The organism is Pseudomonas sp. P7759, assembly GCF_013386445.1.
In the GTDB taxonomy this organism is placed as follows: domain Bacteria; phylum Pseudomonadota; class Gammaproteobacteria; order Pseudomonadales; family Pseudomonadaceae; genus Aquipseudomonas; species Aquipseudomonas azotoformans_A.
In genome coordinates, this window is sequence record NZ_JACART010000024.1 from 1 (window position 1) to 24,262 (window position 24,262).

Annotated in this window: 19 protein-coding genes and 3 pseudogenes; 12 read left to right on the forward strand and 10 right to left on the reverse strand. The window is 43.8% G+C overall.

The window, feature by feature from the left end; genetic code table 11:
* A pseudogene (locus HX823_RS31850) lies at positions 1 to 220 on the forward strand (hypothetical protein); the annotation flags it as partial.
* Positions 221 to 269: 49 nt separating this feature from the next.
* Positions 270 to 1,163 (forward strand): hypothetical protein, encoded by an 894-nt coding sequence (locus HX823_RS19025; protein WP_177076045.1) that lies wholly within the window; start codon positions 270 to 272, stop codon positions 1,161 to 1,163.
* A gap of 78 nt (positions 1,164 to 1,241) precedes the next feature.
* Here the strand turns inward: HX823_RS19025 and HX823_RS19030 are convergent, their stop codons facing one another.
* From HX823_RS19030 to HX823_RS19065, 8 genes are all read right to left on the reverse strand, one after another.
* Entirely contained in the window at positions 1,242 to 3,146 is a 1,905-nt protein-coding gene (locus HX823_RS19030) for a hypothetical protein (RefSeq protein ID WP_177076047.1), read from the reverse strand.
* Between the two features lie 108 nt (positions 3,147 to 3,254).
* Positions 3,255 to 3,788 carry a hypothetical protein gene (locus HX823_RS19035; protein WP_177076049.1) on the reverse strand — a complete coding sequence of 178 codons (534 nt, stop codon included), beginning with the start codon at positions 3,786 to 3,788 and terminating at the stop codon, positions 3,255 to 3,257.
* Positions 3,789 to 3,905: 117 nt separating this feature from the next.
* Positions 3,906 to 4,220 carry a hypothetical protein gene (locus HX823_RS19040; protein ID WP_177076051.1) on the reverse strand — a complete coding sequence of 105 codons (315 nt, stop codon included), beginning with the start codon at positions 4,218 to 4,220 and terminating at the stop codon, positions 3,906 to 3,908.
* A gap of 675 nt (positions 4,221 to 4,895) precedes the next feature.
* Positions 4,896 to 5,147, reverse strand: coding sequence for a hypothetical protein (locus HX823_RS19045; protein WP_177076053.1), 252 nt, complete (start codon positions 5,145 to 5,147; stop codon positions 4,896 to 4,898).
* A gap of 168 nt (positions 5,148 to 5,315) precedes the next feature.
* Positions 5,316 to 5,603 carry a hypothetical protein gene (locus HX823_RS19050; protein ID WP_159937147.1) on the reverse strand — a complete coding sequence of 96 codons (288 nt, stop codon included), beginning with the start codon at positions 5,601 to 5,603 and terminating at the stop codon, positions 5,316 to 5,318.
* 24 nt (positions 5,604 to 5,627) lie between these two features.
* A complete protein-coding gene (locus tag HX823_RS19055; protein WP_122752452.1) occupies positions 5,628 to 6,230 on the reverse strand; it encodes a hypothetical protein in 603 nt (200 codons plus the stop codon).
* 920 nt (positions 6,231 to 7,150) lie between these two features.
* The gene (locus HX823_RS19060) at positions 7,151 to 9,721 is read right to left on the reverse strand and encodes a hypothetical protein (protein ID WP_256350172.1); all 2,571 of its coding nucleotides are present in this window, start codon (positions 9,719 to 9,721) and stop codon (positions 7,151 to 7,153) included.
* Between the two features lie 59 nt (positions 9,722 to 9,780).
* Positions 9,781 to 12,450, reverse strand: a complete 2,670-nt coding sequence (locus HX823_RS19065) for a hypothetical protein (protein WP_177076055.1) — start codon at positions 12,448 to 12,450, stop codon at positions 9,781 to 9,783.
* 581 nt (positions 12,451 to 13,031) lie between these two features.
* Here HX823_RS19065 and HX823_RS19070 point away from each other — a divergent pair.
* From HX823_RS19070 to HX823_RS19080, 3 genes are all read left to right on the forward strand, one after another.
* Entirely contained in the window at positions 13,032 to 13,598 is a 567-nt protein-coding gene (locus HX823_RS19070; RefSeq protein ID WP_177076057.1) for a hypothetical protein, read from the forward strand.
* 141 nt (positions 13,599 to 13,739) lie between these two features.
* A complete protein-coding gene (locus HX823_RS19075; RefSeq protein ID WP_177076059.1) occupies positions 13,740 to 14,306 on the forward strand; it encodes a hypothetical protein in 567 nt (188 codons plus the stop codon).
* Between the two features lie 638 nt (positions 14,307 to 14,944).
* On the forward strand, positions 14,945 to 15,541 hold the full coding sequence (locus tag HX823_RS19080) for a hypothetical protein (RefSeq protein WP_177076061.1): 597 nt from the start codon (positions 14,945 to 14,947) through the stop codon (positions 15,539 to 15,541).
* 90 nt (positions 15,542 to 15,631) lie between these two features.
* Here HX823_RS19080 and HX823_RS19085 read toward each other — a convergent pair.
* Both HX823_RS19085 and HX823_RS32040 read right to left on the reverse strand, forming a co-directional pair.
* A pseudogene (locus HX823_RS19085) lies at positions 15,632 to 15,856 on the reverse strand (DUF2188 domain-containing protein).
* Between the two features lie 8 nt (positions 15,857 to 15,864).
* Positions 15,865 to 16,106, reverse strand: a pseudogene (locus tag HX823_RS32040) (hypothetical protein); the annotation flags it as partial.
* Positions 16,107 to 16,291: 185 nt separating this feature from the next.
* On the opposite strand from HX823_RS32040, the gene HX823_RS19090 reads away from it, so the two are divergent.
* The 7 genes from HX823_RS19090 to HX823_RS19120 all read left to right on the forward strand — a co-directional run bounded on the left by HX823_RS19090 (position 16,292) and on the right by HX823_RS19120 (position 24,247).
* Positions 16,292 to 17,803 carry a site-specific DNA-methyltransferase gene (locus tag HX823_RS19090; protein ID WP_103451233.1) on the forward strand — a complete coding sequence of 504 codons (1,512 nt, stop codon included), beginning with the start codon at positions 16,292 to 16,294 and terminating at the stop codon, positions 17,801 to 17,803.
* 2 nt (positions 17,804 to 17,805) lie between these two features.
* Positions 17,806 to 20,445, forward strand: coding sequence for a DEAD/DEAH box helicase (locus HX823_RS19095; protein WP_177076063.1), 2,640 nt, complete (start codon positions 17,806 to 17,808; stop codon positions 20,443 to 20,445).
* Positions 20,446 to 20,736: 291 nt separating this feature from the next.
* Entirely contained in the window at positions 20,737 to 21,885 is a 1,149-nt protein-coding gene (locus tag HX823_RS19100; RefSeq protein WP_177076065.1) for a hypothetical protein, read from the forward strand.
* Between the two features lie 84 nt (positions 21,886 to 21,969).
* Positions 21,970 to 22,497, forward strand: coding sequence for a hypothetical protein (locus HX823_RS19105; RefSeq protein WP_177076067.1), 528 nt, complete (start codon positions 21,970 to 21,972; stop codon positions 22,495 to 22,497).
* Positions 22,497 to 22,739, forward strand: a complete 243-nt coding sequence (locus tag HX823_RS19110) for a hypothetical protein (RefSeq protein WP_177076069.1) — start codon at positions 22,497 to 22,499, stop codon at positions 22,737 to 22,739. The genes HX823_RS19105 and HX823_RS19110 overlap by 1 nt, the downstream gene beginning before the upstream one ends.
* 16 nt (positions 22,740 to 22,755) lie before the next feature.
* Positions 22,756 to 23,448 carry an SOS response-associated peptidase gene (locus HX823_RS19115; protein ID WP_177076071.1) on the forward strand — a complete coding sequence of 231 codons (693 nt, stop codon included), beginning with the start codon at positions 22,756 to 22,758 and terminating at the stop codon, positions 23,446 to 23,448.
* A 106-nt stretch (positions 23,449 to 23,554) separates the two neighbouring features.
* On the forward strand, positions 23,555 to 24,247 hold the full coding sequence (locus HX823_RS19120) for a hypothetical protein (RefSeq protein ID WP_177076073.1): 693 nt from the start codon (positions 23,555 to 23,557) through the stop codon (positions 24,245 to 24,247).
* Positions 24,248 to 24,262 lie beyond the last annotated feature (15 nt).

Consider the following 24,262-nt stretch of genomic DNA (forward strand, 5'->3'; position numbering starts at 1 on the left):
TAGTAATAGGACTGGTGGTGAAACGAATTTTAAGGTGAATGTCCAGTTTGCTTGTAAAGGTAGTATTGAAGAGAAGATGAAAATGCCTAGCGCATTGAACAAATCGTTTAGATCTGCTGCGTTGGTAAATGGGCAGATTTGTAAAGAGAAATTCAAGAAATATAAGCAATTTAATAATGATATGAATCAAGAAGGTGTTGATGGGCTTATCCCATTCTAATTACCAATACCATTCCGTAAGGAGAAAATAACAATAAACGAGAACAAGAATGACAAAAACAAAAATAGCTAGAATCGACCATTTTAAAAATCAGTTAGCATCATTTGAAGCTGACAAGTTCCAAGTCATATTCAACCCAGCTACAGAATCCTTGATTACGAAAGAGAAGGCGGCTTTCTGCCTGAAAGCCTACAACGCGCAGGGGGTGAAGGATCAGTTCTTCACTGCTGATGACCTGATGACCGACAAGCTTTTCAAGCTGATGAGCGCTAAGAATATTGAAGGGTATGACGTGACGATTGTCCCGAAGTCAAAGACCTTCCACTACCTCACGATTAGCTCTGTCACGTCCTTAAAGCTGAACGACCTGGCTAGCCTTGGCTTTGCCCCAACAATGGTGAATACGATCAAGGGTGGCCTGCACAGCAACCTTTACGACCTGGTGTGTAGGATCGATAAGGATAAAGCTGATGACCAGTACGCCTACAACGCACAGATGTTCGTGTGGGCTCTGAATAAGAGTGTCAGCACGTTGCGCGTACCTCGTCCAAAGAGCCTTGAAGCACCTATTCACGCTGCTGGATTCAAGCACCACGGCACCGGTTCATTCGTGACCTGCAATCGCTCGCTAAAGCGCTCCTGCACTGAATGTGTGGATCAGATACAGAAGGTAAGGGGAATGAAGCTCACAGCGCCTGCTGTTGGAGCTGGTAGCCCTGATGACACCGCTTTCTACCTAAAGGCTTTACGTGAAACGCTGGTGTACAAATCTAGGCTTCTTGGTGATGCCGTGATCGATGATGTGATAGATAGGAGAGTGGCTAGGCAAGCATTTGCAGAGCATTACAGCGGTGATGACGTGTTGGCCTTCCTCATGAGCCAGGGCCACGTCGAAGCGAGGGAAAATGCATTGGAGCATGCGGTGAAGCTCATGACCTTCTGATGAATGACCACCAAAGAAAAAAGGCGGTGATTTCAAGGCACAAAAAAAGCCCCGTAGGGCTTCTGTTGGTGGCTTATGTTATTCAAAGACCTTCACGGTAAAGCTGTAATGCGCAGGGGTAGGTTTTGCAAGTGAAACGTACTTAACAGTGACTGTACCTTTATCAATACTCGTTCCTGAAAGCGCTAATTTCTCTTTTGCAATTCTTGATTGTGTCAAACCATCTTGACCAATGTATTTATCTAGAGTGACCGGCGCAGACGTTAATTTCACGCTTGTCGATTGTGTGCCTAATTTTGTCTTAAAGGTTTTCACAAGGTTTGAAATCTTTGTGCTATCAAATGCCCCAGCGCTTAAGTTATCAGCGCTGACATTCATGATATAGGTTTTGCCTTCAAGCTTTGATGTGTCAATTTTATTGAGTTGGTCGATTATCAAATCGCTTTTTGAAATTGATGTTGTAGTGAAACTCAAGTTTGAAAGAACTGAATATTGCAAATGTTCAGCGCTTGGTGCGTTTATTTCATCGCTTACCGAAACAGCAATGCAGGTATTTGAATCAAGAATTGGTATGGTTCCGTATGGGTAAACCGTACCAGTGGAGCTTTCGGCCTTGATTAAATACTTTGTGATTTTTCCAAGGAAACCAGCAGGGCATTCTTCTTCTATGAGTTCTTTTGTAGTCGTAGTGATTTCTTTTACACACGATGTAGTGTCTTGGCTTTTCGCTTGAAACGTTGTGTTCGTCGCTCCTGAAACCGGGTCAAAGATTGTGATGTTGTCGCCGGTTTTTGAAACGTTACCTGTGTACGTTCCTTGCTCTGTGCCGTAGTAAGAATCACAGCTTACGGTTTCTGAACCCGGCTTGATTTCAACAGTAACAGGACCTGTTGCTTTACAAGTATTTTCTTTTTCAACGCTGGTAGACGATGAAACGTTTTGCCAATTGTCATAAAAGAATCTTTTAGTTTTTGTGTGCGTTTCTCTAATAATTTTTCCAGTTTGACCCACAGGGCATGAGGCTACATCAGTGCTCGTCACCTTATCTTCTAAATAATAGCAGTTGTCTTTTTTTACAGGGTAAAAGGGATTCAAATACCATTCTGTTGGAATGCCGTTTTTTATTGTTCTAGTCCACGTTTCTAATGTGAATCCAAGGGGGTGAGTTGGTGCTTTCGTTGCGCAATTATAGTTTTCAACGGTTTTTGTACTCATTAATTGGCAGCTATCTTGTGTTTTAACCCACGCCGAATAGTTGTTTTTTGTGCCGTCTAAATATAAGTCATATGTTCTTTCGTTAACGATTTGACCCACGTAATCTGCTTGTGGGCATGCTTTCCACTCTGATTCTGTTTGCCTTGAAACGCAGGTATCCTGTGTTTTAGTCCAATCTGAATAGTTATCTTTTGTACCGTCTGAATATAAATTGTACGTTCTAGAATTTACGATTTGTCCTGTGTAACCCGAAGGGCAATTCTGTTTTTGAGTTTCAGATTGCTTTGTAAATTCTGGCGCTTTGCAATTGTCGATTATTGAATATACTTCAAAGCCGGTTTTTAAATTGCTTGTTAAATTTTCACTTTTCCATTTTATGAACTTTCTGTACTTGGTTACGTTTCCAACCGCTTTTTGGTTTTCGCATTTTGTGACTTGTGAATCGTACCCAACATCCCAGTCGCTTATATGTCCGGTTGTTAGGTCATAACAATCTACTGTCAGTTCATATCCATCATCATTTTTTGAAAAGCTTTGTGTATATACCCCATTTCCTTTGTTAATATAATTTTTAGTACCATCTGGGTTGTTGGTATATAAACGTCTATATTGTTGTTGTCCATGCGGTTTGTTGAAGCATGTCACTGCGACAGATTCAGCAAGCAATGATTCTTCGTAAAGCTGGTCTGCAGGCCATGTGTAAGCATTTGCTGTGTTTGTAAGTCCAATTATGGAAAGCGTGAGTAACGCAATAATTCGTTTTTGCATGATTCAAAAGGTTTGTTTATTAGCTTAATTATACCATTTTGCCGATTCCATATTTTGGTGAGACCAAAATTAAAACCTCAAAAGGAGGCTTTAATTGACAAGCGGCTGTTACGAAGCGTCTACGGTTTCGTCGTAATCACCAGTGTCTTCGAATGATTCGTCTGATTTTGCTTGTCCCAATTCGCAAAGATTAACTTCGTCTAATGTAAAATCTGTTTTAACATTATCATTCCACAATGTGTAATCTCTGTAGACGCTAATTTCACCTTTGTCTGATTTGTTAGGGCAAGGCTTGGAAACTTGATCATGCTCGATTGACTGGTATGGCGTGTATTCATTTGTAGGTGTATGGCAAGCAACAATAATTTCCCATCCATCACCAGCTATATCAGGTGATGCTGTAGCTTTTTCAGGTGCCACGCCTTCATGGGGTTCAGCTAAATCAACGCCGTTACCTTTGTTGATGTAATACTTTACGCCAGATTCGTTTATCGTGAAGAGTCTTCTTTTGTAGCTGACTTGATCCAAGTCTTCACATTTAGTGAAACCTGTTTCAGCTTTTAAAGTTTCTTCATTATGATTTGCAGCGAAGGATGAAATTGAGATTAAAGCTAGAGAAGTGAAAATTATAGATTTTATCATTTTAGTAGAGGTTTGTTTGTCCTCAAATTATAGCATTTTGTTAATGTCAAACTGATGTTTGAGGGAAAATAAAAGCTCGTAAGGGCTTATGTTTTGTTTAGAATCGCTACCAGTACTTTAATATTTATTATCTACAGTCAGAGCGTATTTATTATTTTGGTTGAGGTTTAATGCCTTCTCAGAGTCTAAAAAATATCGTGACTGTGCGTCCATATCTACGAAACCTATAGATCCTATTGTTCGTTGGATTTTTTCATTCTGTTGGTCTTTAATCAAGGAATGATGAATTGAGTCTGTTGCTTGCGCAAGCTGGTAAAGAATAGCTGTGTCAGTAAGCCCAGCGTTTAAGGATTGATGATTTGATTGGTCGGAAGCAAAGCAGGGAGACGTTAAAAAAGCCAATGCTGTAAGGGTTGAGAAAATTGATTTCATTTTAGTAAAGTTTGTTGTTATTAAATTATAGCATTTGAACAGATAAAAGCTAATTTCTAAGATTTTTTCCGTTCTGGGCTTTATTTTTAAATATAAATGTTAAACTATAAAGGCAAGCAGCAAGTTGTTCATCTTTTAGTAAAGTCCGCTGCTTGTTAGTTAGGTTTGTTTTTAGAGAGGCCCGCAATCGTGCGGGCTTTTCGCTTTCTGTGATTCCTAAGTGGCTTCGCTTCGAGATCTGGAGTTAGGATCAGATCGACTTCTTCCAGGGCGCCCTCACATGTCTCGACCGATACGCAACAGGTACAACCCTAGGGAGCGCATTCAGCTAGATTTTGACGTGTCTGCGTGTGTCCTGAACCTGAATCAGCACCTACAAGCTTTCCGTGAATTCTCGGTCTCTGATGACCGCGAAGCCTTTCTACGGACACTAGGAGAGGCGGCAAGGAATGCTATGCACGTACACCAGATCATCGCCTGCTGGTTTGGGCTTTATTGCTTGGGTGAGGATGGGGAATGGCAGGAGTACTGCAGGGCGTTTGTTGAGAAATTCGTAGACGTTGATACGGGCTTTGCAGAAGTGGCTCTAGCTGATTCAGTCAGCTACTCACAGAGCCTATTGGAATCCCTCGATGCTGCACGTAGTCAGCTTACCAATGGAGCAGAGAAGGGCGGTTAGGCTTCAACCAGCTCTAGGATTTCACTACCGCTGTCGATGATGAGCCTTCTTCCTTCAAGGTTGCCTATGGGTTCTCCGTACTGGAATAGTACGTTATCCACAAGGAATCCTGCCTCTGCATGCTGGTTTTGCGCAGTAAGGCTGGAATCGAACCTGTAGAGCTTGCCATCCACCATTGCCCCAACGTCTTGACCGTTGTGCAGCACAATGCACGGAATTAAAGGGTTGTAACTGAATTCCTTGTCCATACGGTCAACTCCCTGAACCTACGACTCCTGGAGTATACCCGGCTGTTGGGTGTGAAGGTCTTTGACAAATTCTATCGCTAGAATAGTAAGCCTCGGATCATGCTCTGAACGGCAGTTGAGTGATTGCATCCTAGCAAACCACTCTCAACTGCAGCAGTGACCACCACATCACGACCAAGGAATCCGGGCAATTTCCACTTCATTCATCTCGCGCCAATCATCCCTAAAAATCCCGTAATCCTGTTTAGCGGATTCTAAGGCTTCCTCCAGCGAGTGCATCAAATGGTCTCCTTCAATTTGTTGGCTGTCGTAGTCCAAGAATCGAATCTCCATATATATCGGCGGTTCGTGCTCACCCTCGACCTCAAGGCCAAACAACACGATTGTTGAGACATTTGGGCGGTATGCGCATGGTTTTTTCACATCAGCAACTAGGTGCAGAGGCTTTAGCTTCATCTGTGAACCTGCTCAGTGTTGCCACTACCTAACGTCGGTGCCGGGATACAGTTCAGGCGGTGGCTGATAGTTGGAATCTTCGAATTTACTGTTGGTATAGAAGGTCTTGGCGGTAGGTCCGTCGTATTCGTAGGTTACGTTTTTGTTGGGGACTAGATGCCAGCCTGCGCTTTCTTTATCACGCTCAATCAGGGTGGGGTATAGCGTGCATGTCCCACTGGAGCCTGACGTGAGTAGGAACTGATAGTAGCGCCCAGCTTCTGGTGTGAATTTCGTCGTGACGAAGCAGGTCCTAGTACGCGATCCCTCCCATGACGTGTAGACGCTGGTTTCGAGCCCTGGTCGAATCGTTGACTCATAATAGTCCCAGGTTAGGTTTTGTCCCGCTTTAGGCATGCCGATATCCTGTGTATGGGTAAAGGGAAGAAGACCGGTACGGACTACACCACCCGTCTTCACACCGTTTACGGATTGGTAAATTGCAGCATGCTGGGTGAAATTGACGATACGAATCCAAGCAGGATTCGATTCATTGTCTGGAGCGACGAAGTAATTGGTGTGGGGTAGGTACTGGCAACCTGCGAGCATCGGCAATAGCAGTAAACAGAATAGTATGCGAATAGACATGTACGCCGTCCTCTCCATAATTATGGCTGTGACAGCGTCGAGAGGGATTGATTCGGCACCACGTTTAATTTTTCCTCGTTGCGTTAATTTGTGCGCTGGCAGGAATAGGCTATGGAAAGCAGAGGGGGGCTGAAGGCGTTCGCTGACGCAATAGGGTTGTATGAATGAATGGGGCGATGCATCCCGTGTGTCGCCTGTAAACGGCACAAAGCTTTTTTGATTTTATTAAGGGCCATTCATTAGGGATGGAATCATCAGACATTGGATTAATCATCCTGGGGATGATCTGCCGAAGGCATTGCATCATACATGCCCTCGTTTTATCAGACCCTTTTCATGAAGCTGCTTAAGAAATTTTTGAATCCAGAGTTCTTTCTGCGCATAGCTAAAATGGCTTTGAAATGCTGAACTCTGCCAACGTTTTTATAATAAATGAACTCTCTGATGGTCCACAAAAATTTACTTAATTGTCTGAAAGCAATGGCTGTAATGTAAAGGCAAGCTGAACATCCAAAAAATATCACTAAAGGAAAATTCTCTTGTAAGCCTTTCGCATAAAGTGAAAAGTACGCGTACCAAATGTATATGCTTGCGAAGACCCAAAGGGAAATTATTATGAGTGGAGCTATAACCCAAAATTTGAAGATTTTGTTTTTTGAACGTATCAGTCTCATTATAGGTATTGATGTCGCAAAAAATGCATAGGGAAAAAATAGGGCAGTGATTTTTGCGATTTTATAAAGATTATCGACTTCACAGTATTGACTTAACGAGTAGTCAAACTGTTGCTGAATTTCTAGTTTTTCTTCATCTGTGTATCGTGCGCTTCGTTTCTCAATTTTGATTGACATTATAGTATTAGGCTGTTTTGCAAATTATAGCATTTCCCAAATCAGAAATTGGCCGTAAGGCCAATCTATTTACATGTGATACCTGTTAGGGGCAAAAACAATATCATTTGCATGCTCTGGTAGATTTGAGTCTTGTTTCGAGAAAAGAATAACTTTCATAATTTCTCTAATCTTCGATACTTTTCTTATCATGTGAACACAGATGAATAAAACAACAAATAGGTAGATGCAAATTGCTACAAGGGTTGAATATATATCACTAATGCTCGTTATGGTGTACGAAACGCTCAATGAGCCGGTCAACATTTCCAATGTTATGATTTTGTATATGAACAAAGCCTTTATGAATCTGAATGTCATGTACAAAACTGATGTGTAGCAGACAGTTGGTATGAACAGCATTGCCAGTTCTATTATGAATTTGAGGTAGTCAGTTTTCCTGTCTACGGTCGTGCCGTTAATTATCTGCAGTGATGAAGCTGTTGAGGTCAAGAGGAAGCCGACTAAAGCGACTATTAAAGTAATGATTACGCTTACTACGCTCACGCTGATGGCTATAGGAATAGACCAAATGAGAATGTAGCCAAGTGATAGCAACGTCGATGACAGAGAGTCCAGGAACTCTTGCATCTGCGGGACACTGACCACGACCGCAAGGGCTACCATTGCTTCAGGCCCGATGTTTAAGCCAACAGGGTTGTAAATGTCATTGAATCCAGCGGACGCTGCTATACCAGCAGAGACAATTCCAATCTTACCCCCAGTCGTTCCGAAAAAACCTATGGCAGAATCTATAATACTTTTTGTTCCGTTTACGGCTGCTGCTTCCTTGCTTCTGCTTTGGGTATTTTTTCTCAATTGTTGATTTACACGCAATTCAGCTTTTATTAATGACGCAGTGAATACCAGTGCTTGACCAAAATTTTGAATTTCAACGAACACAGAGCCGCATTCCCTGCCACTCGGTGTTGTGGAGCTTGGGTAATTTAGGCAGTCGATTAGCTTATCAATACCCAGTACGCCATTGTCTCCCACTGTCACTGCTTTCAATAACCCAGCGGACCAGTCGTTAGAGGTTTTAGTAAGCTGAACTGAATCAAGGCTATTGTTCAAAAAATATTGAAGATTGATGTCTGATTCAGCCCTTTCATAGTCAACTGTGAAAATGACTTTTTTGTTATTCTCAGATATTAAAATGCTGCCAGACTGGTACATATCAACCTTCATTGAGTTAGCTAGCGTTTCTCCTGGTGTTGAGTACTGATTGTTCTGAAATTCCTTGAACAAGATTTTTGGCAGAATAGTCAATATGTTCGGGTTCGTCATGAAACGATTATTAAAGTAAACATTGTAGAAGTTTATTGAGTCAGAACAGTTCTTTGGGCTTGAATCCTCTGCACAAGAACGCTCTACACACGCCCTCAACGTCGATTCTAGGGTTTCATCAGCGACAAACGATGTTGAGCTTGAGTCCTGATTTAGATTTGTCCCTTGCCCTGCGCTATGGTCAATCGTCGAGCAGATCCTGACGTTTCTGTCTGCTGGCATCAGTGACTCTGTGTATGTTGGCACTTTGTTCAGCTCATCTATTGCACGCCCATGCATGCACTTTGCCGCATCAAAGGCGTAGTCCTTGATGCTGCTAGGGCTCATCCCTCTAAGGTTGAAACTGGCTTCGTCGTTGCAATCAAGCTGGCCTGGAGTATAGGTATCGGCCACACCCAAGGTGGGCCTACCCGCTTTTATGATGTTGTCTGCAATCTTCTTGGCATTCAGTGTGTACTCTGTTTCCACGATCCTTTTGGCTGTTTCTATAGCAGAATCTAAGTAGCTTGGGAGCCCAAATCTTTTGGAGATGCTTTCTGTATTCATGTCTACCAAAAAGCTAATGTCTAGAATGCAGCTACCAACCTGATGGAAAGCTTTAATTTCTCCTTTCGATTCGTCAATTGTGAATTTGATTATTTGCTGTTTAGCAGCTTCTTGGATAGACATACTAGAAGTGCAGAGTTGAAAGCTAATCGCGTTATATTCATTTATCGCTCCGCCAGAATCTTTGTTCGGAACGAAACGTTTAGGGAATTCAACCCGTGTTTTTTGTGATTCTTCAAACTGATGCGTTTCATCAACGTCTAGCGCTTTAACCACGACCTGAATAGCCAGCTTTGTGAAAAGGTTGTACCTAATACCTTGCTCGTTCACAAAAACAGGAGATGCAAATATTAAAATAATGGCTGAAACAGATCCGGCTGTGATAATTGATTTCTTATCCTTGAATTTGGTAGAGGCAGCGGCAAATATCTTTAGGTAAATGAATCTGCTCAATATCAGACCAGCTATGATAGAAATTGCATTGAGCGTATAAAAAATTGCAGAGTTCAGTACTTTTGACGTTCCACTGTTAAACTGGTTATTGTTGCCTACGCATTCATGCTTCCCAAATTCATCACCTTGTACTGCACTCTGCGTCATTTCACAGCCAAACATTGATTCCGCGAGTGGGCCGGTAAATGATGCCGCACGTTCTTCTTCTGTTAATGACTGCATATGAGCGTTTGCTCTGGTAGCAATATTATCAGCGTTAGCAAATGATGAAATAGTCGATAAGACTATTAAAAATACATAGGTAATGATTTTCATGGTGTAGGGCTTGTTTGTTGTATTATAACATTTTCAAGCCCTTCAATTTTGGGATACGATTACCGCTGATTGTAAGATTTTACAGAGTCCATTAATCCAGAGCTTAATTTTAGTATTAGATTCACTGATCCAAAAGATAACATGCTTAAAAAGCTAATCATGACAGCAATGATTCGCTCTCCCGAATCTGAAAACATAACGTGTCCATTCATTAAGTTAAGTACTCTGTTGAGGAAATGAAGGCTCAATGTGGTTGATACGATAGAAACAATCACTGGCTTGATGAATTCAACGACGAAACCAACCACGTTATCTAAGATACCGCCAGCTTCAAAATGTGAGTAGCTGTCTGTGTACAACAATATGACTCGACTCACTTCCCAATTCAGCAATGCAGTCATCATGACTACAGACGGCACAAAGATAATGCTAGAAGCGAAAGCTAAAAGATTGCTTCTCATGGATGCGAAATTGTCAGCGTCATTCAAACGGCAGAATGCCAAAAGGAAAAATGGCGAAAGCTGGATTGTCATCAAGGTAACGAATTTGTGAGACAACAAAAGCACAAAAAAAGGCAATATTGAAATCAACATCGGCAAGAATCTTAAGAAGTTACTAGCTTGGTCGAGTGTGATACTCATCTTGACAAGACTTGTTCCTATCCCCGCAGCAATGAATGTTGCTGTTTGAGAAAAAGAAACTACTGCGTTACTTTTGTCTTTCTTCCCTATGTTCGCGGCACTTTTACCTTGCACATCTGCCAATTTGGAATTTGCGTAGTCGTTAGCAATTTGACCAGTGATCGCTAGGCTCAAGCCGACAGCACGTAGGTCACTGGCCGTTTTGCTGATGCTTGTGGCGTACATCTGATAGCATTTTAAAGGGTGTGTGATTGTGTTTTTGCAACGCTGCAAAGCGGTCATAGGCATTTCAAATGCAAGCCCTGCACCTTGTTGAAGGTCTTTGTTCATCCCTGCTGCAGTGCCATTATCAAAAATCAATTTTTGTGAAATAGCATCTGAATCTACAATGTTCGGAAGCTTCGCGCTTTCTGTTTTCTCGAAATAGGTTCTGACATATTGGCTTATGTTTATTGCACTTGAATAATCAGGATCGTATCCATGACCTCTAGCCCATTCATCGTCCAGAAAGAAATCGACCGCTTTTCTTTCTGAAATTATCAACACCTTGTCGTTGAACATGTTTTGAGCTGCGCTTGTGTAGCTGGTGTCTTCGCTGTAATTGAAAATATAAAATAGAAAGGTCAAATCACCTTCTTGAAGCATCTTTTTCAACTGGGTCAAAGATGAGTCATTTGTTAATGCGCTGCTAAAAGCATCATTGTACGCAAGGATTCTACCTCTCAATTTCGTCTCAAGGGTTTTTCTGGTCTCGAAGAGTTGCTTCTTATAAACGTCTGCGTTTTCCTCTCCTTTGACGTTCCAGTCATCGCCCACACAAAAAATAGATCCTGTGCCTTTAGGGCCACTTCCATTGTGGGCATCTATATATTGCTTCGCAGACATGCGTAGCTGTAGATTTTCTGCACAGATGAGGTTCAGCATTACCACTGCAGCGTTATCAGCCAGCTTGAAATCATTGGGAAGTTCTTTGAGGTAAGTGTTTGCTCTTGAATCTCTATAAAAAATCGACATGGCAATATTTTTTATATCTTCATACCCTGCGCGATTGTTATCAAATGGCCCACTCAATAATTCGTTTTTAAGCTGATTAGCAGTAGCTTCGACCGTTGTTAAATCAGCTTCGTCTCTGTATCTTTTATCGTATCGAACTGCTTGAAAGTAAGAATTCGCTGCACCAGCATTTAACTCTGATTTGAAAACCGTTACAGGGTCTAGCTCGAAAAGCAGATCTCCTTTTGGACTGTATTTTTCAAAGGTATAGCTCACATCTTCTTTTTTAGATAAATCATAAAGAGAATCTGAAACTACCCAATTTGAGGAATCGCTTTTGTAGAAGATGTCGTTGTAATGCTGGCTTGAATGTCGTGCAACAATAGCTTTGAGTATGAGTTGTTCTGTCCATGCAGACGCAGTATAGGCCGCTTGGGTCTGCGATACATCATCCTTAACCCCTGTGTCTGGATCAACAATATTCTTTTCCAGTCCTCCCGTTTGGAGCATGTAGGTATAGAGCTGCATTTCATATTGAGTTAAAGAGTTACCAATCATCGTGAGTCTAATGCCAACAGAATCAATGATTGATAATGAGTTTTTAGGGCCAACAAGGCCGAACCCAATTAAACCTACTGCAAAAACTGCTAAAAACAGGTTGGTCAACAAGCTGTATCTTGCCTCTACCGTTTCTCCGCTCTCATTTTTTTTGTCAGCAAAATTTCCAAGAGCAGCATTGAAAATAATTTGAGCAATCAATATTAAACCGGCTATAAGTGCGATTATATATACAACGCTGCGAAAAAATTCTTTATCTCTTCTTGTCTGTTCTTGGTTTGATTCGTCAAACCTTAATTGTGATTCTGATTTTTCATTTTGGATTTTTGCGTAGGTCTCGTCCTGATCCTTTGTGAAAACCATCACCCCCTCACCATAGGAACTTGTCAGTAACTGTAATGATTTGTTATTCGGGCAGAGAACCATTGAATTTGGGTCTACGGTTTTGTTGTCTGCTTTGAATCCACACTCCGATGCAGATGCTTGAGACAGAGACATGAAAGGCAATAGAAGAAGAGCGAGAGCTAATTGACGCATTAGTAATAGGTTTTGTTTTCTAAATTATACCATTTTGCTTTGTGAATTCCGGCTGATAAGCCGATTGCCTTTTTACCCATTTGCCATTCTCCTGGTGGATCTTCCACCCTCCTTGGATAGGCAGTGTGAAGCTCTCGCTCTGCTTCCTACCCCATCACATTGGATAGCTTGTGGTGAGCTGTGAGAAAGATCAGACGTTGTTAGGTTGCTTTGTTCTCTGTTCTGAAGCTGTGATCCACATATTTTTTTCAAAATCGTTTTAATCGATCTCCTTGTACCTGATCGAGTTTGTCTATCAGAAATGGCAGAGGTGAGCAGCATTTCCCAAAAAATCCGATTTTTATTTTTTTCCAAAAAAGTCATGTCCTTTTCTTAAATGACCTATAGCCCTGAGAAGCTAAGAGCTGCAGCGATGTGTGAGTCTCTATGTGTTATTTATCAAAATCATCATTTTGGATTTAATATTTTCCGACTGAATAAAAGCCTGTTTTTTCTTGATTTTGGTTGTTTGACAATGTTTTTGAAATCATTAAAGTTCGCTTCATCGAATCACAGGGATTCGAAAATATGAGGCAAACACAATGGCTAACGTATACCGCACAGAATATGAAGTAAAAGGCACAGAGCAAGAACTTAAGAAGTTTATTGTCGAGGTTTTAGGCGATGGTGTAACTGAGCGTCAATATTTCGATTTGGAGAAGATTGTTCCTTTGGATGGGCAAGAAATGGATACCGTCTGGGGAAGCGAAAGTGAAGCATTCAATTTTCAATTTTGTCATGTGAGTTCCACGAAAATCGTTTTCCGGTTTGATACCAATAATTGCACACCTCTCCACGTATGCTTTGCACTTATGAATAAATACACTCTCCTTACGTTCAATGTTCGCTCATGTTGTGAATTGCTTATTGAGGCGGTTCGTTTCGTGATGAATCCCCGCATCCAAGGCATTGGCTGTGAATGCCATGAGTGGAATGATGATGGTGGAGTTTGGAGAAAATACATCAAAAATGAAGCCAAATACTTATGGGGTTATTCAAAAAAACCCAACCTTGAAAAACGTGGGTTTGTAAAAGTAGGGAATACCTATGTGAAGGTTCATTTCGGTATTTCGCTTGAGGAGCTGCGTCCACGTTTCAAGGTTTCCTAACGATAATCGCTAAAGTACACCTTATTTGCACTACCTGAAATAGCTCTATTTCTAAAGGCTGATTGAGTTCAGCAGTGCAAGCCAGAAAAGTTAAAGTCTTTTCCGCTGCCTCATTTTGAGGGGCGTACCCGGTATTGTTAAATGGCTAACATTTTCAGAAATGAGATTGCAATTCATGGTAATAAAGAAGATTTAATTAAGATAATTGATTTTTGTTTTAGCGAAGACGAAGGCAGGCGTTATTTTGATTTCGAAAAGATTGCCCCTCTAAAAGGTGACTTGGAGAGCGAGATTTGGGGTTGTGAATCAGAAGCCTTCAATTTTGAAATAACTAATAAAACTGATGTGGTTTTGGTTTTTAGATTTGATACGTTGAATGGTGCCCCGCATCGTATTGTTCCAATAATCTTGGAAAAGTTTAAAGGATGTTTGATTTCGCATCTGATATGCTGCGAAATGCTTTCATTCGCCATAATTCTAACGCGTATATCGAATCGAGTAAAACCATTGGTAGTGGGCGCTTACAAAGGTGAGTGTAGCCTCAAAGAAGAACTATGGATTAAGGATGTAGGTCTTACTCTTTGGGGGTATTCAGAAAGCCCTAGCCTGGCAGAGCAGGGATTTATAGATATCGGTGGTGGTCATTTTGTTAAAGCCTACACACCTGATGAGTATGAAGGTCTGTATCCGCGCTTTAAACCCGCATAACAATTGATAGTTGCTTAAATCTTATGCATTAACTGAAACGCTTTCACGTTTCTAAAAGCAGTTTTGAACAATACTGCAATGCATACCGGAAAAGTTAAAGTCTCGTACTGAAGCTTCGAATGAAGTTTACGTGACTGAATGCCTACAAGTTTTGCACAGGGCGCGTTAATAATTATTTTATAAAATTCTGAATGGTAGGGTTCCAAAATGGTTACTACAGACGGTTATGCAGTGTTGTTCGATTTTATGAGCAGGGAGGAATGTGAAGCAGAATTAAAAACGCATAAGTCATCGTTTCCAATGTTCGGCGGTTTCAATAATAGGACTTCAGGTTTCATGATTCATCCCAAACGTAAGCCGGTCTACGAAATAATTTCGAGATTAATGTTCGCTACGTGGAATGAATGTTTAAGATGTGATAACGACTGCTGCGATGTTCAAGCAAGGTATCTATGTGATGATATTTTTAAAAAGTGCTTTCGTCGTAAAGTTCAGGATTTAGAATTTGAGAAGATTTTTAAAGCTTTCAATAGGATCTACAAAGCAGCCTTAAAGTCTTCTAATTATGTTCCTTTTTTCAAAATGGTATAATGGATGGAATGAGGGTAATTCAGTCTTCATAGTGTAAGGTGATAAAAATGAGTTCGAGATTAAAAAAAGATGAACTAAATGATTTGATTAATGAGTCAATAAAAAGCTCTATTAGATTCAACGCTGAGCAAGACTGTATCACTGTAGATGGTGGTAGCGCTCAAGCAGATCAAGGATATTATGCTAGGTACGCTAATGATAAAGATAAAATTATCAAAGCCGCCGGTATTGATCCAGCTAGAGTTAAAGTTGAAGATAATTTAGAAAGTATCTTGATAGGGCGTGACATAGTCAAGGCTATCTTAAGTGAGGCATCATTGAGTGAGTTGAAAAGACAATTTCAGAAAGGCCATGTAAAGATTGATATTTCTAAGTCACTCTCCATATTGCAGTTTAGCGATGAGATTGCTAGTTATGCTGGCACCACTGATGCTTTATCTGCCTCCAAAGTACAATTTAGCAATGGTACTAAAGACTTGTTTTTTTATGTTCCGGCGTTGCATGAAAACGGTGGAAGACCCACGTTGGAGTATGGGTTGAAAGCAGTATCTGAATATGTAATAGATGCCTTAAGTAGCTTAAAGGTTAAAGATAATTTGTTAAGTGAAAACAAGCCGGCTTTAAAGTCCAGACTAAAGATTTGACAAGTTGTATAATGCAAAAAAACAGACTGCCCACAGAGGCGGTTTTTTTTGGTTAGTGTAAAGCCCTCGAGAGAGCTTTACATTCCTGATTTATCCCTTCGATTTCGTAGGGTCAGAGCTACGCGGGTAGGTGCGTTCTTCCTGGATGGTCCCATCTTCCTTGTGGATTTTCAGGGAGGCGGTTTTGCCTTCTAAAAACTCAACCGCTAGCTTGATGATTTCAGCCTAGGTATCAGCAGTCTTCGACGCCCGTTCAGCACCTTGCTTCTTGAGAATCCAATGGTCGCCAGACTTTGTGATGTGGTAGTTATCCATGAAGCCTCCTATTTTTTGAGTCCAATCATTCGACGCATATCAGCAGTGATCGTTTGTTTTATTTTGCCGTAGTCCTTCCACGGGTCTTCCCCAAGCTCGCCATGACGTTCATGGAGGTTGTGTATGTTCCACATGTTCGCGCCCTTTATTGCCTACACGATTCTTCGGGCCTGATACGGCTGAAAAGCGATCAGGAATGAGCTTGGCCATGTGCTGAGCTAAACCCTTTCACTGTGTCCCAGTCGTCCTTGGGGGGCCGCCCATCCCTGGCAGTGAGAACGAGTCTGGGGGCTGGTTGGTCCTTCAGGGTTTGTACCAACATGCAGTCTTTAACCGACCCGCATTCCGCTATCTTGGGGCTGATGCGATGGCTAGCCGTCATCTAAAGAAGGTAAAGTAGGGGATTGATTTAGCCGTCCTTGGAACCCTTTTCGAATGCCTCTATTGTCTTGGTTTAACCGTGATGCCGACCTGACGAGAGCTGCCCTAGCGCCTTACCGTCTGCTTGAGCCGGTTGCTGAACTGTCTAATGGAGAGCCTGACTCTCCGAACATGCTGATCGAAGGCGATAACCTCGACGCGCTCAAGGCGCTTCTTCCGTACTACGCTGGTCAGGTGAAATGCATCTTCATCGATCCACCTTACAACACGAAATCCGCCTTCGAACGTTACGATGACAACCTAGAACATTCGAAATGGCTGTCGATGATCTATCCACGGCTTGAGCTTCTACGTGAGCTGATGAGTCAAGAAGGCTCGATCTGGATAACAATTGACGATAACGAAGCCCATTACCTGAAAGTCATTTGCGATGAGATTTTTGGTCGTAGAAATTTCATTGCGGAGATCATTTGGCAGAAACGCACGTCTCGCGAAAACCGGGCGGCTGTAGGCTCCTCTCATGACACGATGCTTGTGTACGCAAAAATGGAAGCTTCCAAGTGGAAGAAGTATCGCAACCTGCTTCCCTCCAACGATAAGGGTTACGGGAATCCAGATAATGACCCCCGTGGTCCGTGGCGGTCGATTCCGTTCTCGGCTCAAGGTTTCAGACCCAACCAGATGTATCCAATCACTAGCGATTCAGGTGATGTTCACTTGCCTCCGAAAGGGCGTTGCTGGGGATCGGTGGAGCCAGAATTCAATCGGTATCGATCCGAAAACCGTGTCTATTTCCCGAAGGACGGCAAGGGCAAACCTCGCTTGAAGCGGTTTCCCTGGGAGGACGAAGGACTTGTGCCCATGACGCTTTGGCATGCCATGGACGCTGGCACTACAGAGGAAGCAAAAAAGGAAATCTTGGCTCTGTTCCAGGATGTTGAAGCCTTTGATACACCGAAACCTGAACGCCTTCTACGACAGGTTCTGGAAGTGGCGAGCAAGCCTGGTGATTTGGTACTCGACAGCTTCCTTGGTTCCGGCACCACGGCTGCTGTGGCGCACAAAATGAAGCGCAATTGGATTGGCATTGAGATGTCCGCAAACGCTAGGCTTTTCTGCGGTCCACGCTTGCTTCAGGTTGTGAACGGGGAACAGGGTGGTATCTCAGAAGCCTTGGGCTGGAATGGCGGCGGAGGCTACCGTTACTACAAGTTGGGTGTTCCAGTTTTCGATGACGCTGGTCACATCAGAGAAGGTATTTCCTTTGAGCAGTTAGCGGCTCACGTATGGTTTGCTGAAACAGGCACGGCTCGGTCGTCATCCGCTGAAAAATCTCCCTTCCTTGGTGAGCATCAGGGCACGTCTTATTTTCTGCTGTTCAACGGCATACTCGGTGATCTGACTGCGGCAGGAGGCAATGTCCTGACCAAGCGAATACTCAAAGCTTTGCCAAAGACTGATGGTCCTATGGTGATTTACGGGGAGGCGTGCGCAATTCCGTCTGAGCTTCTTTTGGAATCGAAGATTACTTTCCGGCAAACCCCATACGACATTAAGGCTCGCTGACCATGGCTCTAACTCTAAAGCTGTATCAAAACCGCGCATTGTCTAGCCTTGAAAAATTTCTCGACGCGGCTCGTTTAGAAGGACCATCGAAGGCGTTTGAGCAAACTGTTGATGCTGGGCTTGTCAGTGAATACAAACTGATGCCTGGTTTGCCTGAAATACCTTACGTTTGTCTGCGGATTCCTACCGGTGGCGGCAAGACGGTGATGGGTGCCCATATCATCCAAATCTGCGGTTCGTCTTACCTCGAGCGCCAATACCCAGTTGTTCTCTGGATGGTGCCGACTACACAGATTAAGAATCAAACGATTGAAGCTTTTCGTGACCATCGCCATCCGTATCGCCAGGAACTTGATGATGCTTTTGGTGGGCAGGTCGCGGTTTTCGATGTGGCAGAATTCACCCGTATACGTCCGGCAGATTTGATCACGAAGGTCTGCGTGGTGATCTCCACAGTGGCTGCTTTACGTGTCGATAAAGAAGAGGGGCGAAAGGTCTACGAGCATCACGAGGATCTTGAGGGGCATTTCACAGGATCTGCCAAACAGCTCGAACATCTTGATAAAGGGAAAGACGGGAAAGCCGTTGCCTCTTTCGCCAACCTTCTCAAGCTTCATGGTCCATTGGTCATCATGGATGAAGCGCACAACGCCACAACACCGCTTTCGTACACTGTGTATGAGCGTCTAGGTCCAAAGGCTGTGGTAGAGCTTACAGCTACCCCTGATGTGTCCAGCTCGAACGTACTGGTCAGTGTTTCTGCATTCGAGCTAAAAGCAGAAAACATGATCAAATTCCCTGTGATCCTGAAGGAACACAATGGGGAATGGCAGGCTGCAGTGAGCAGTGCAGTAGCTCGGCGCAAATCCCTTTCGAAAACCGCACTCGGTGAACCGGAATACATTCGTCCAATCCTGCTGATCCAGGCTGAAAATGCTAAGAGCGAAGCGACGGTTGAAGAGGTAAAGCAGCACCTCATCGACACTGATGGGGTGGACGAGAAAGCTATTGCTATCGCGACCGGCACACAGCGGGAAATTGATGGGATTGACCTATTTGCCAAAGACTGTCCCATAGAAGTCATCATCACCAAACAGGCGTTGAAAGAAGGCTGGGACTGCTCGTTTGCCTACGTTTTCTGTTCCGTCGCGCAGGTGAAATCTGACAAAGATATTCAACAGCTTCTTGGTCGTGTCCTGCGCATGCCATATGCAGTACCTCGGCGTCAGGAAGCAATGAGCAAAGCCTATGCTCATGTCACTACAGATACGTTTGGACGTGCTGCTGGCGAGTTGACCCAATCGCTCATCAGTATCGGCTTCAATCCGATGGAAGCGGCGGCTGCAATCCGTAAGGAAAAGACTGCAGAACTTCCTCTGCAAGGTGGGCAAGTCGGTACGCCAGAATTACCGGTCACGAAGGTTGAAGTCTCCAAAGCCCCTGATTTCACCAAGATCCCAGAGCGCGATCACGAGCGAGTCGTTTTCGTGCTTTCATCTGATGGACCTGGTGGGACGATTGAGCTGACGGACGAGCTGGATTTACTGACTGTTGAAGCCATTGTTTCTAGCGTTTCTGGCAAAGAAAAAAAAGCTGCAATTGCCGCTGAAGTTGAACGGCACCAACAAATGAGCGTCGCTGCAAAAGCTCCTAGTGAGCGGGGCGTCGTGTTTCAGGTTCCACGCCTTTACTCAGTTGAGCAGGGTGAGCTTGAGCTTGTAGACCGTGGGGCTGTCTCTGCCTCATTCAGTTGGGATCTGCTGTCGTCACCACCAGACCTGTCGTCTTTCCGGTTTGATGAGTCGAGTATGACTTTTGAGGTTTATCTCGATGACAAAACAGTCCAGTTCCAGAATGTGAAAGACGATGTCGGTACTTATCTTCCTGGCTTTGCGCAGGACCGTACCGTTTCGGACCTGATTGGTTGGTTGGATCAAGAAATCCGTGAGCCATCTATCAAACAGCCTGTGCTTCGCGAGTGGTTACGCCGTGCAGTAATGGGACTGATTGATGATCGTGGATTCTCGCTATCCCAACTGTTGAAAGGACAGTTCATCCTTCGTAGGAAGCTTGGTGAGCAACTGTTGCTTGCGAAGAAAAACGCCTACGACAAGGGCTTTCAACAGGCACTGTTCCATGATGATTTGGAGCTGGTAACGTCCTCAGAACCCGACCATGCGTTTACTTACCCTGCTGACATGGCGTTGTATCCTGCTACCTCGTACTACTCTGGATCATTTAAGTTCAAGAAGCACTACTACCCGTTCCCCGGCATGCTTCCTTGGAAAACGTCGAAGGGGGAGGATGCAGAGGAATACCTTTGTGCGCAGGCGATTGAGCTTCTGGATGAAGTCGAATTTTGGGTAAGGAATCTTGTTCACGCTACCCAGTTCTGGATGCCGACGGCGACCCAACGGACCTATCCAGACTTTGTAGCTCGTCTCAAGGACGGACGCCTGTTCGTGATTGAGTACAAGGGAGGCGACCGTGTGAGCAATGATGACAGTAAAGAGAAGCGCCTCATCGGTGAGCTTTGGGCTAAAAAATCCGGGGGTAAGGGGATTTACCTTATGGCGCAGAAAAAGGACGATCAGGGTCGAGGGTTGCGAGATCAGCTTTTGGATGCGATCCGGAAAGGCTAATCATTCCTGAAATGGTTCAAGATTCTGTTCAGAGATTTTTATCGATGGACATTGATAAATTCGTCTTGGTCGGTCCCTGTCCTTACAGCTCCTTCTGAATCCGCACCCTCCGAGCTGAAAGCACCTCTTAGAGCTATTCATAGGTTCCACCTTCAACATGCCCCGGCGTCATTCGACGGGGCATTGAGAGGTCGTACATGCAGCATAAAATTATTGGTCAGTGCTAACCGGTGGAGGTAAGGGAGGATAGGCTACTATCGACTTCCAGCCACTACATTTAAAGGGATAGAAATGCATAGCGCCGCTCTCGACACCCAGCTTTTCATGAAAATGCCTATTCATTGTGATGAAACTGGTTCTAATGGAATCGTATATTTCAAGGACGTTCAACCTCATCCACTTACACTCGATGATTGGTTGGATTTTTCTGATTCGAAAGACTTAAAGATTAAAATTGCTGGTGTCGTTGCTGGAAAACCTGAATGGGATAAAACGTTTCCGCCCGTTGGTAATAGATTCCAAGCCGACTTTGCGGTTGGACCAAGTTTTAATAACTCGTGTTTTGCTTTGGTTAAAGGCGGATGGGTTCCTATATTTTATGCTTTTTCTAAAGGGAATATTATTGCCGACAGAAATCTGGTTTCTGAAATTCAAGCTAGATTTTCAAATGGTGAAATGTCTTCTGAAAGAGAGCGTAACGATTTTTTAGACTATATCTGTGACAAGAACTGTTCATGCACTATTCATACAATATCTTATGCACTGGAAAGTAATGAGCGAAAAATTCCTTCCGCAGAAAAAATTATTGAACAACATTGCGCTGCTTTAAAGACCTTATCGAGAGCTTTGCCCCACGTAAAAACCTGGCCCGAATCCGATTCGGACCTAGAACACTTTCTGGCTTTGGCAGATAAGTTTCGTGAGTATTTTTTGCAAGGAATGCGCCTTCTCATTAAGTTAGCTCCATTGGTGATTAATTCACCAGCACGTAATAAAAGAGTCGATAGGTGGAAGGCCATGGCTCAGATAGCTAGGGATGAAAATATCTCCGTAAGCCACATCGTATTTCTTGCCTGTATAAGTGCTACTTCTGCTGAACAAGGTTTCAATCCGGCTCAAAAGCTTATCAAGCCAAAAGCGATTTACACGGAAGAAGACGCATACAACTCTATGTATGATCTGTTTTTGATTATGCTTACTAATGTTCTCCAGACACAGGCGCCAGAGCTAAAGGTCACTCTTGTCACTCGCGATAAAAATTTGGCCTTCTTTTGGATGGGGCTTACCTTTGCAGATCTATCAAGCCCCGGTCAGCAGATGATTGGCCTTCACCAAAAGTTATTGCCAGTTTCCGAATCAGAGTTAAAAGAACTTGGAGTCATCTTAGGAGAAGGGCGGGTTAACACTTCCTGGGAAATGCCAGCTCAACCCAAATATTAGTTTTGTAGTCCAAAACTTTTTATGAATTTCTCTCCATTGGAGGTATCCAAATTTCTACCTACGATTAAATGGATGGATCGAGACTTGAAAATTGCATGCCTTGGATGGGGATCGCTGATATGGAAGCCTGGTGCTTTGCCTTTAGCTTCAGACTGGTTCAGTGACGGGCCTGAATTGCCTATCGAGTTTTCACGGGTTGGGGATGGTGGGGAGCTTGCAACGGCGATATGCCTCAACGCTCCACCGTGTCAGGTGCTTTGGGCAGTCCTAGACGTTCAGTCACTCGATGAGGCTGTGCAGGCCCTCCGCATACGTGAGCAGATTCCCGATGATAGAGCTGATGGAGTGGGTGTTTTTACCATCAACAGTTCTACGGTTGGTGTACTTGGGAAATGGGCAGCGGATAGGCAGCTCAATGCCGTCATATGGACTGCCTTGCCTCCACGATTTGAAGACGTTGAAGGCTTGATACCCTCTCTCGATGATGTGCTTTCGTACCTGATCTCCCTGGACGGCAAGACGTTGGAACACGCCAAGGCGTACATGGAAAACGTGCCTGAACAGATCGATACACCGTACCGGAGAGAGATCAAAAAGCTTGGGTGGGACTGATGAGCAAGGACAGCAAGACACTGCTAGTTGGGATCTTTGAACATCTCCGGGTGTTACGTGCAACTGTAGCTGAATTGGAATCTGTTGCTGAGATCGAGGTTGATGCTCTCCGGGGCAGTCAGACTGTCGATGTGGATGACTCAATTCACCTGTCATTCATGAAGCTTCAAGACCAGATAGGCGAGATGGAAGAAACCCTAGCAACGATTGCTGAAGCCACAGGCGAGATTCCCAAGCTGTGATTGAAGGAGACGGTTTATGTGTGGTCGATTCGTGATGTTCAGAAGCCTTGATGAGTATGTGCAGGAACTCGACCCCCAAGGTGATCTGTTCGCCAAGGTGGATAAGACGCCCATTGGCCGCTACAACATCGCTCCCAGCACTGACGTTCCTGTCATTCACGCCGAGCCTGACGGCCCACAGATTTCATCCGTGCACTGGGGCTGGAAGCGTGAAGTGTCTTGGCCGAAGCCGAAAGTTGTACAGCCGATCAATGCCAGAATCGAAACCATAGCGCGAGGCCGGTTCTATAAAACTCTTTTCCCTGACCATCGTGCACTGATCCCAGCGGACGGCTGGTATGAATGGGTCAAGATACCTGGTGATGAGAAGAAGCAACCGTTCTTCATCAGGTTGAAGACTCGCAAGCCTATGTTCTTCGCTGGACTGGCCCAGGTAGAGCCAGGTCCTTCACCTGATGAGCCACCGGGCTTTTTGATCATCACTGCTGATGCTGCAGGGGGGATGGTAGACGTTCATGACCGTAGGCCAGTAGTTCTTTCTCCCGAGCTTGCGCGGGAATGGCTTTCCCCAAGTTTGACGAAGGATCGGGCAAAGGAAATCGCCCGCGACCTTGGCGAACCTGCAGAAGATTTTGAGTGGTATCCCGTCTCAAAAGACGTTGGCAATGTGAAGAATAAAGGCGAGTATCTGATTAAGTCGGTCACATAGCTCATGTACCGGCACCCTATGCCAAAGACGGATTTTGACGATGAATGTAGGTTGCTACCTTCCTCCTACCTTTTCTGAGTTCTGCGCAGTCCTTAGAATAAACCCAGTGCCTGCTGATTTTGAACCTAATTACGCTGGATTTCAGGTAGCCGAGCGTCGAGGTGAGTGGGTGGTGGATAATGTGGTGAAGCTGGTGATAGACATTACCCTCGTTGAAGTCGGACATGTTCAAGCCTTGGTCTCCCAAAGTCTCAATATAGAAGAAATTCTAAAAAAATCCGATAACATATACACATTTAAAAAAAGCTTTTGGTTCTTGAAGTCTCTTACAGAAGAAAAGATTCAGACAGATATTTCAGCCAAATCTGATTGGAATAAGATAAAGTCTTCTTTTCGAAGTTTTAATCGAGCACGTAAAGCAGGTGAGGATTTAGAAAGTAAACGGTCACGGTTGTTGAGCTTGATTAATCTTCTAGAAACGAAGTACAAAGCAGAAAGTGAGCGCAAGATACTTTCTCCTCATCGTAATATACTTCTGAAAAGAAAGGAACTTGCTCGTAATATTTTCCCGCACAATATCGTCGATCTTTATAACCGTGTACAAGCATCGTCAAAAACATTAAGCGCCATAGATAAAGGAGGGAGAGTGCAGATTGGGCTAGGGGTTGACAGTACGTTTATCCCTAAAAAGATCAATCGTGAATCTGTGGTGCTGGACGACAAAACCACTCCAAGCAAGAAGGTCGATAAAAGTATGTTGTATGTTGCGGGTTGGAGCCTTAATGGCGAAGAGCTTTGATGTAGTAATGATTGA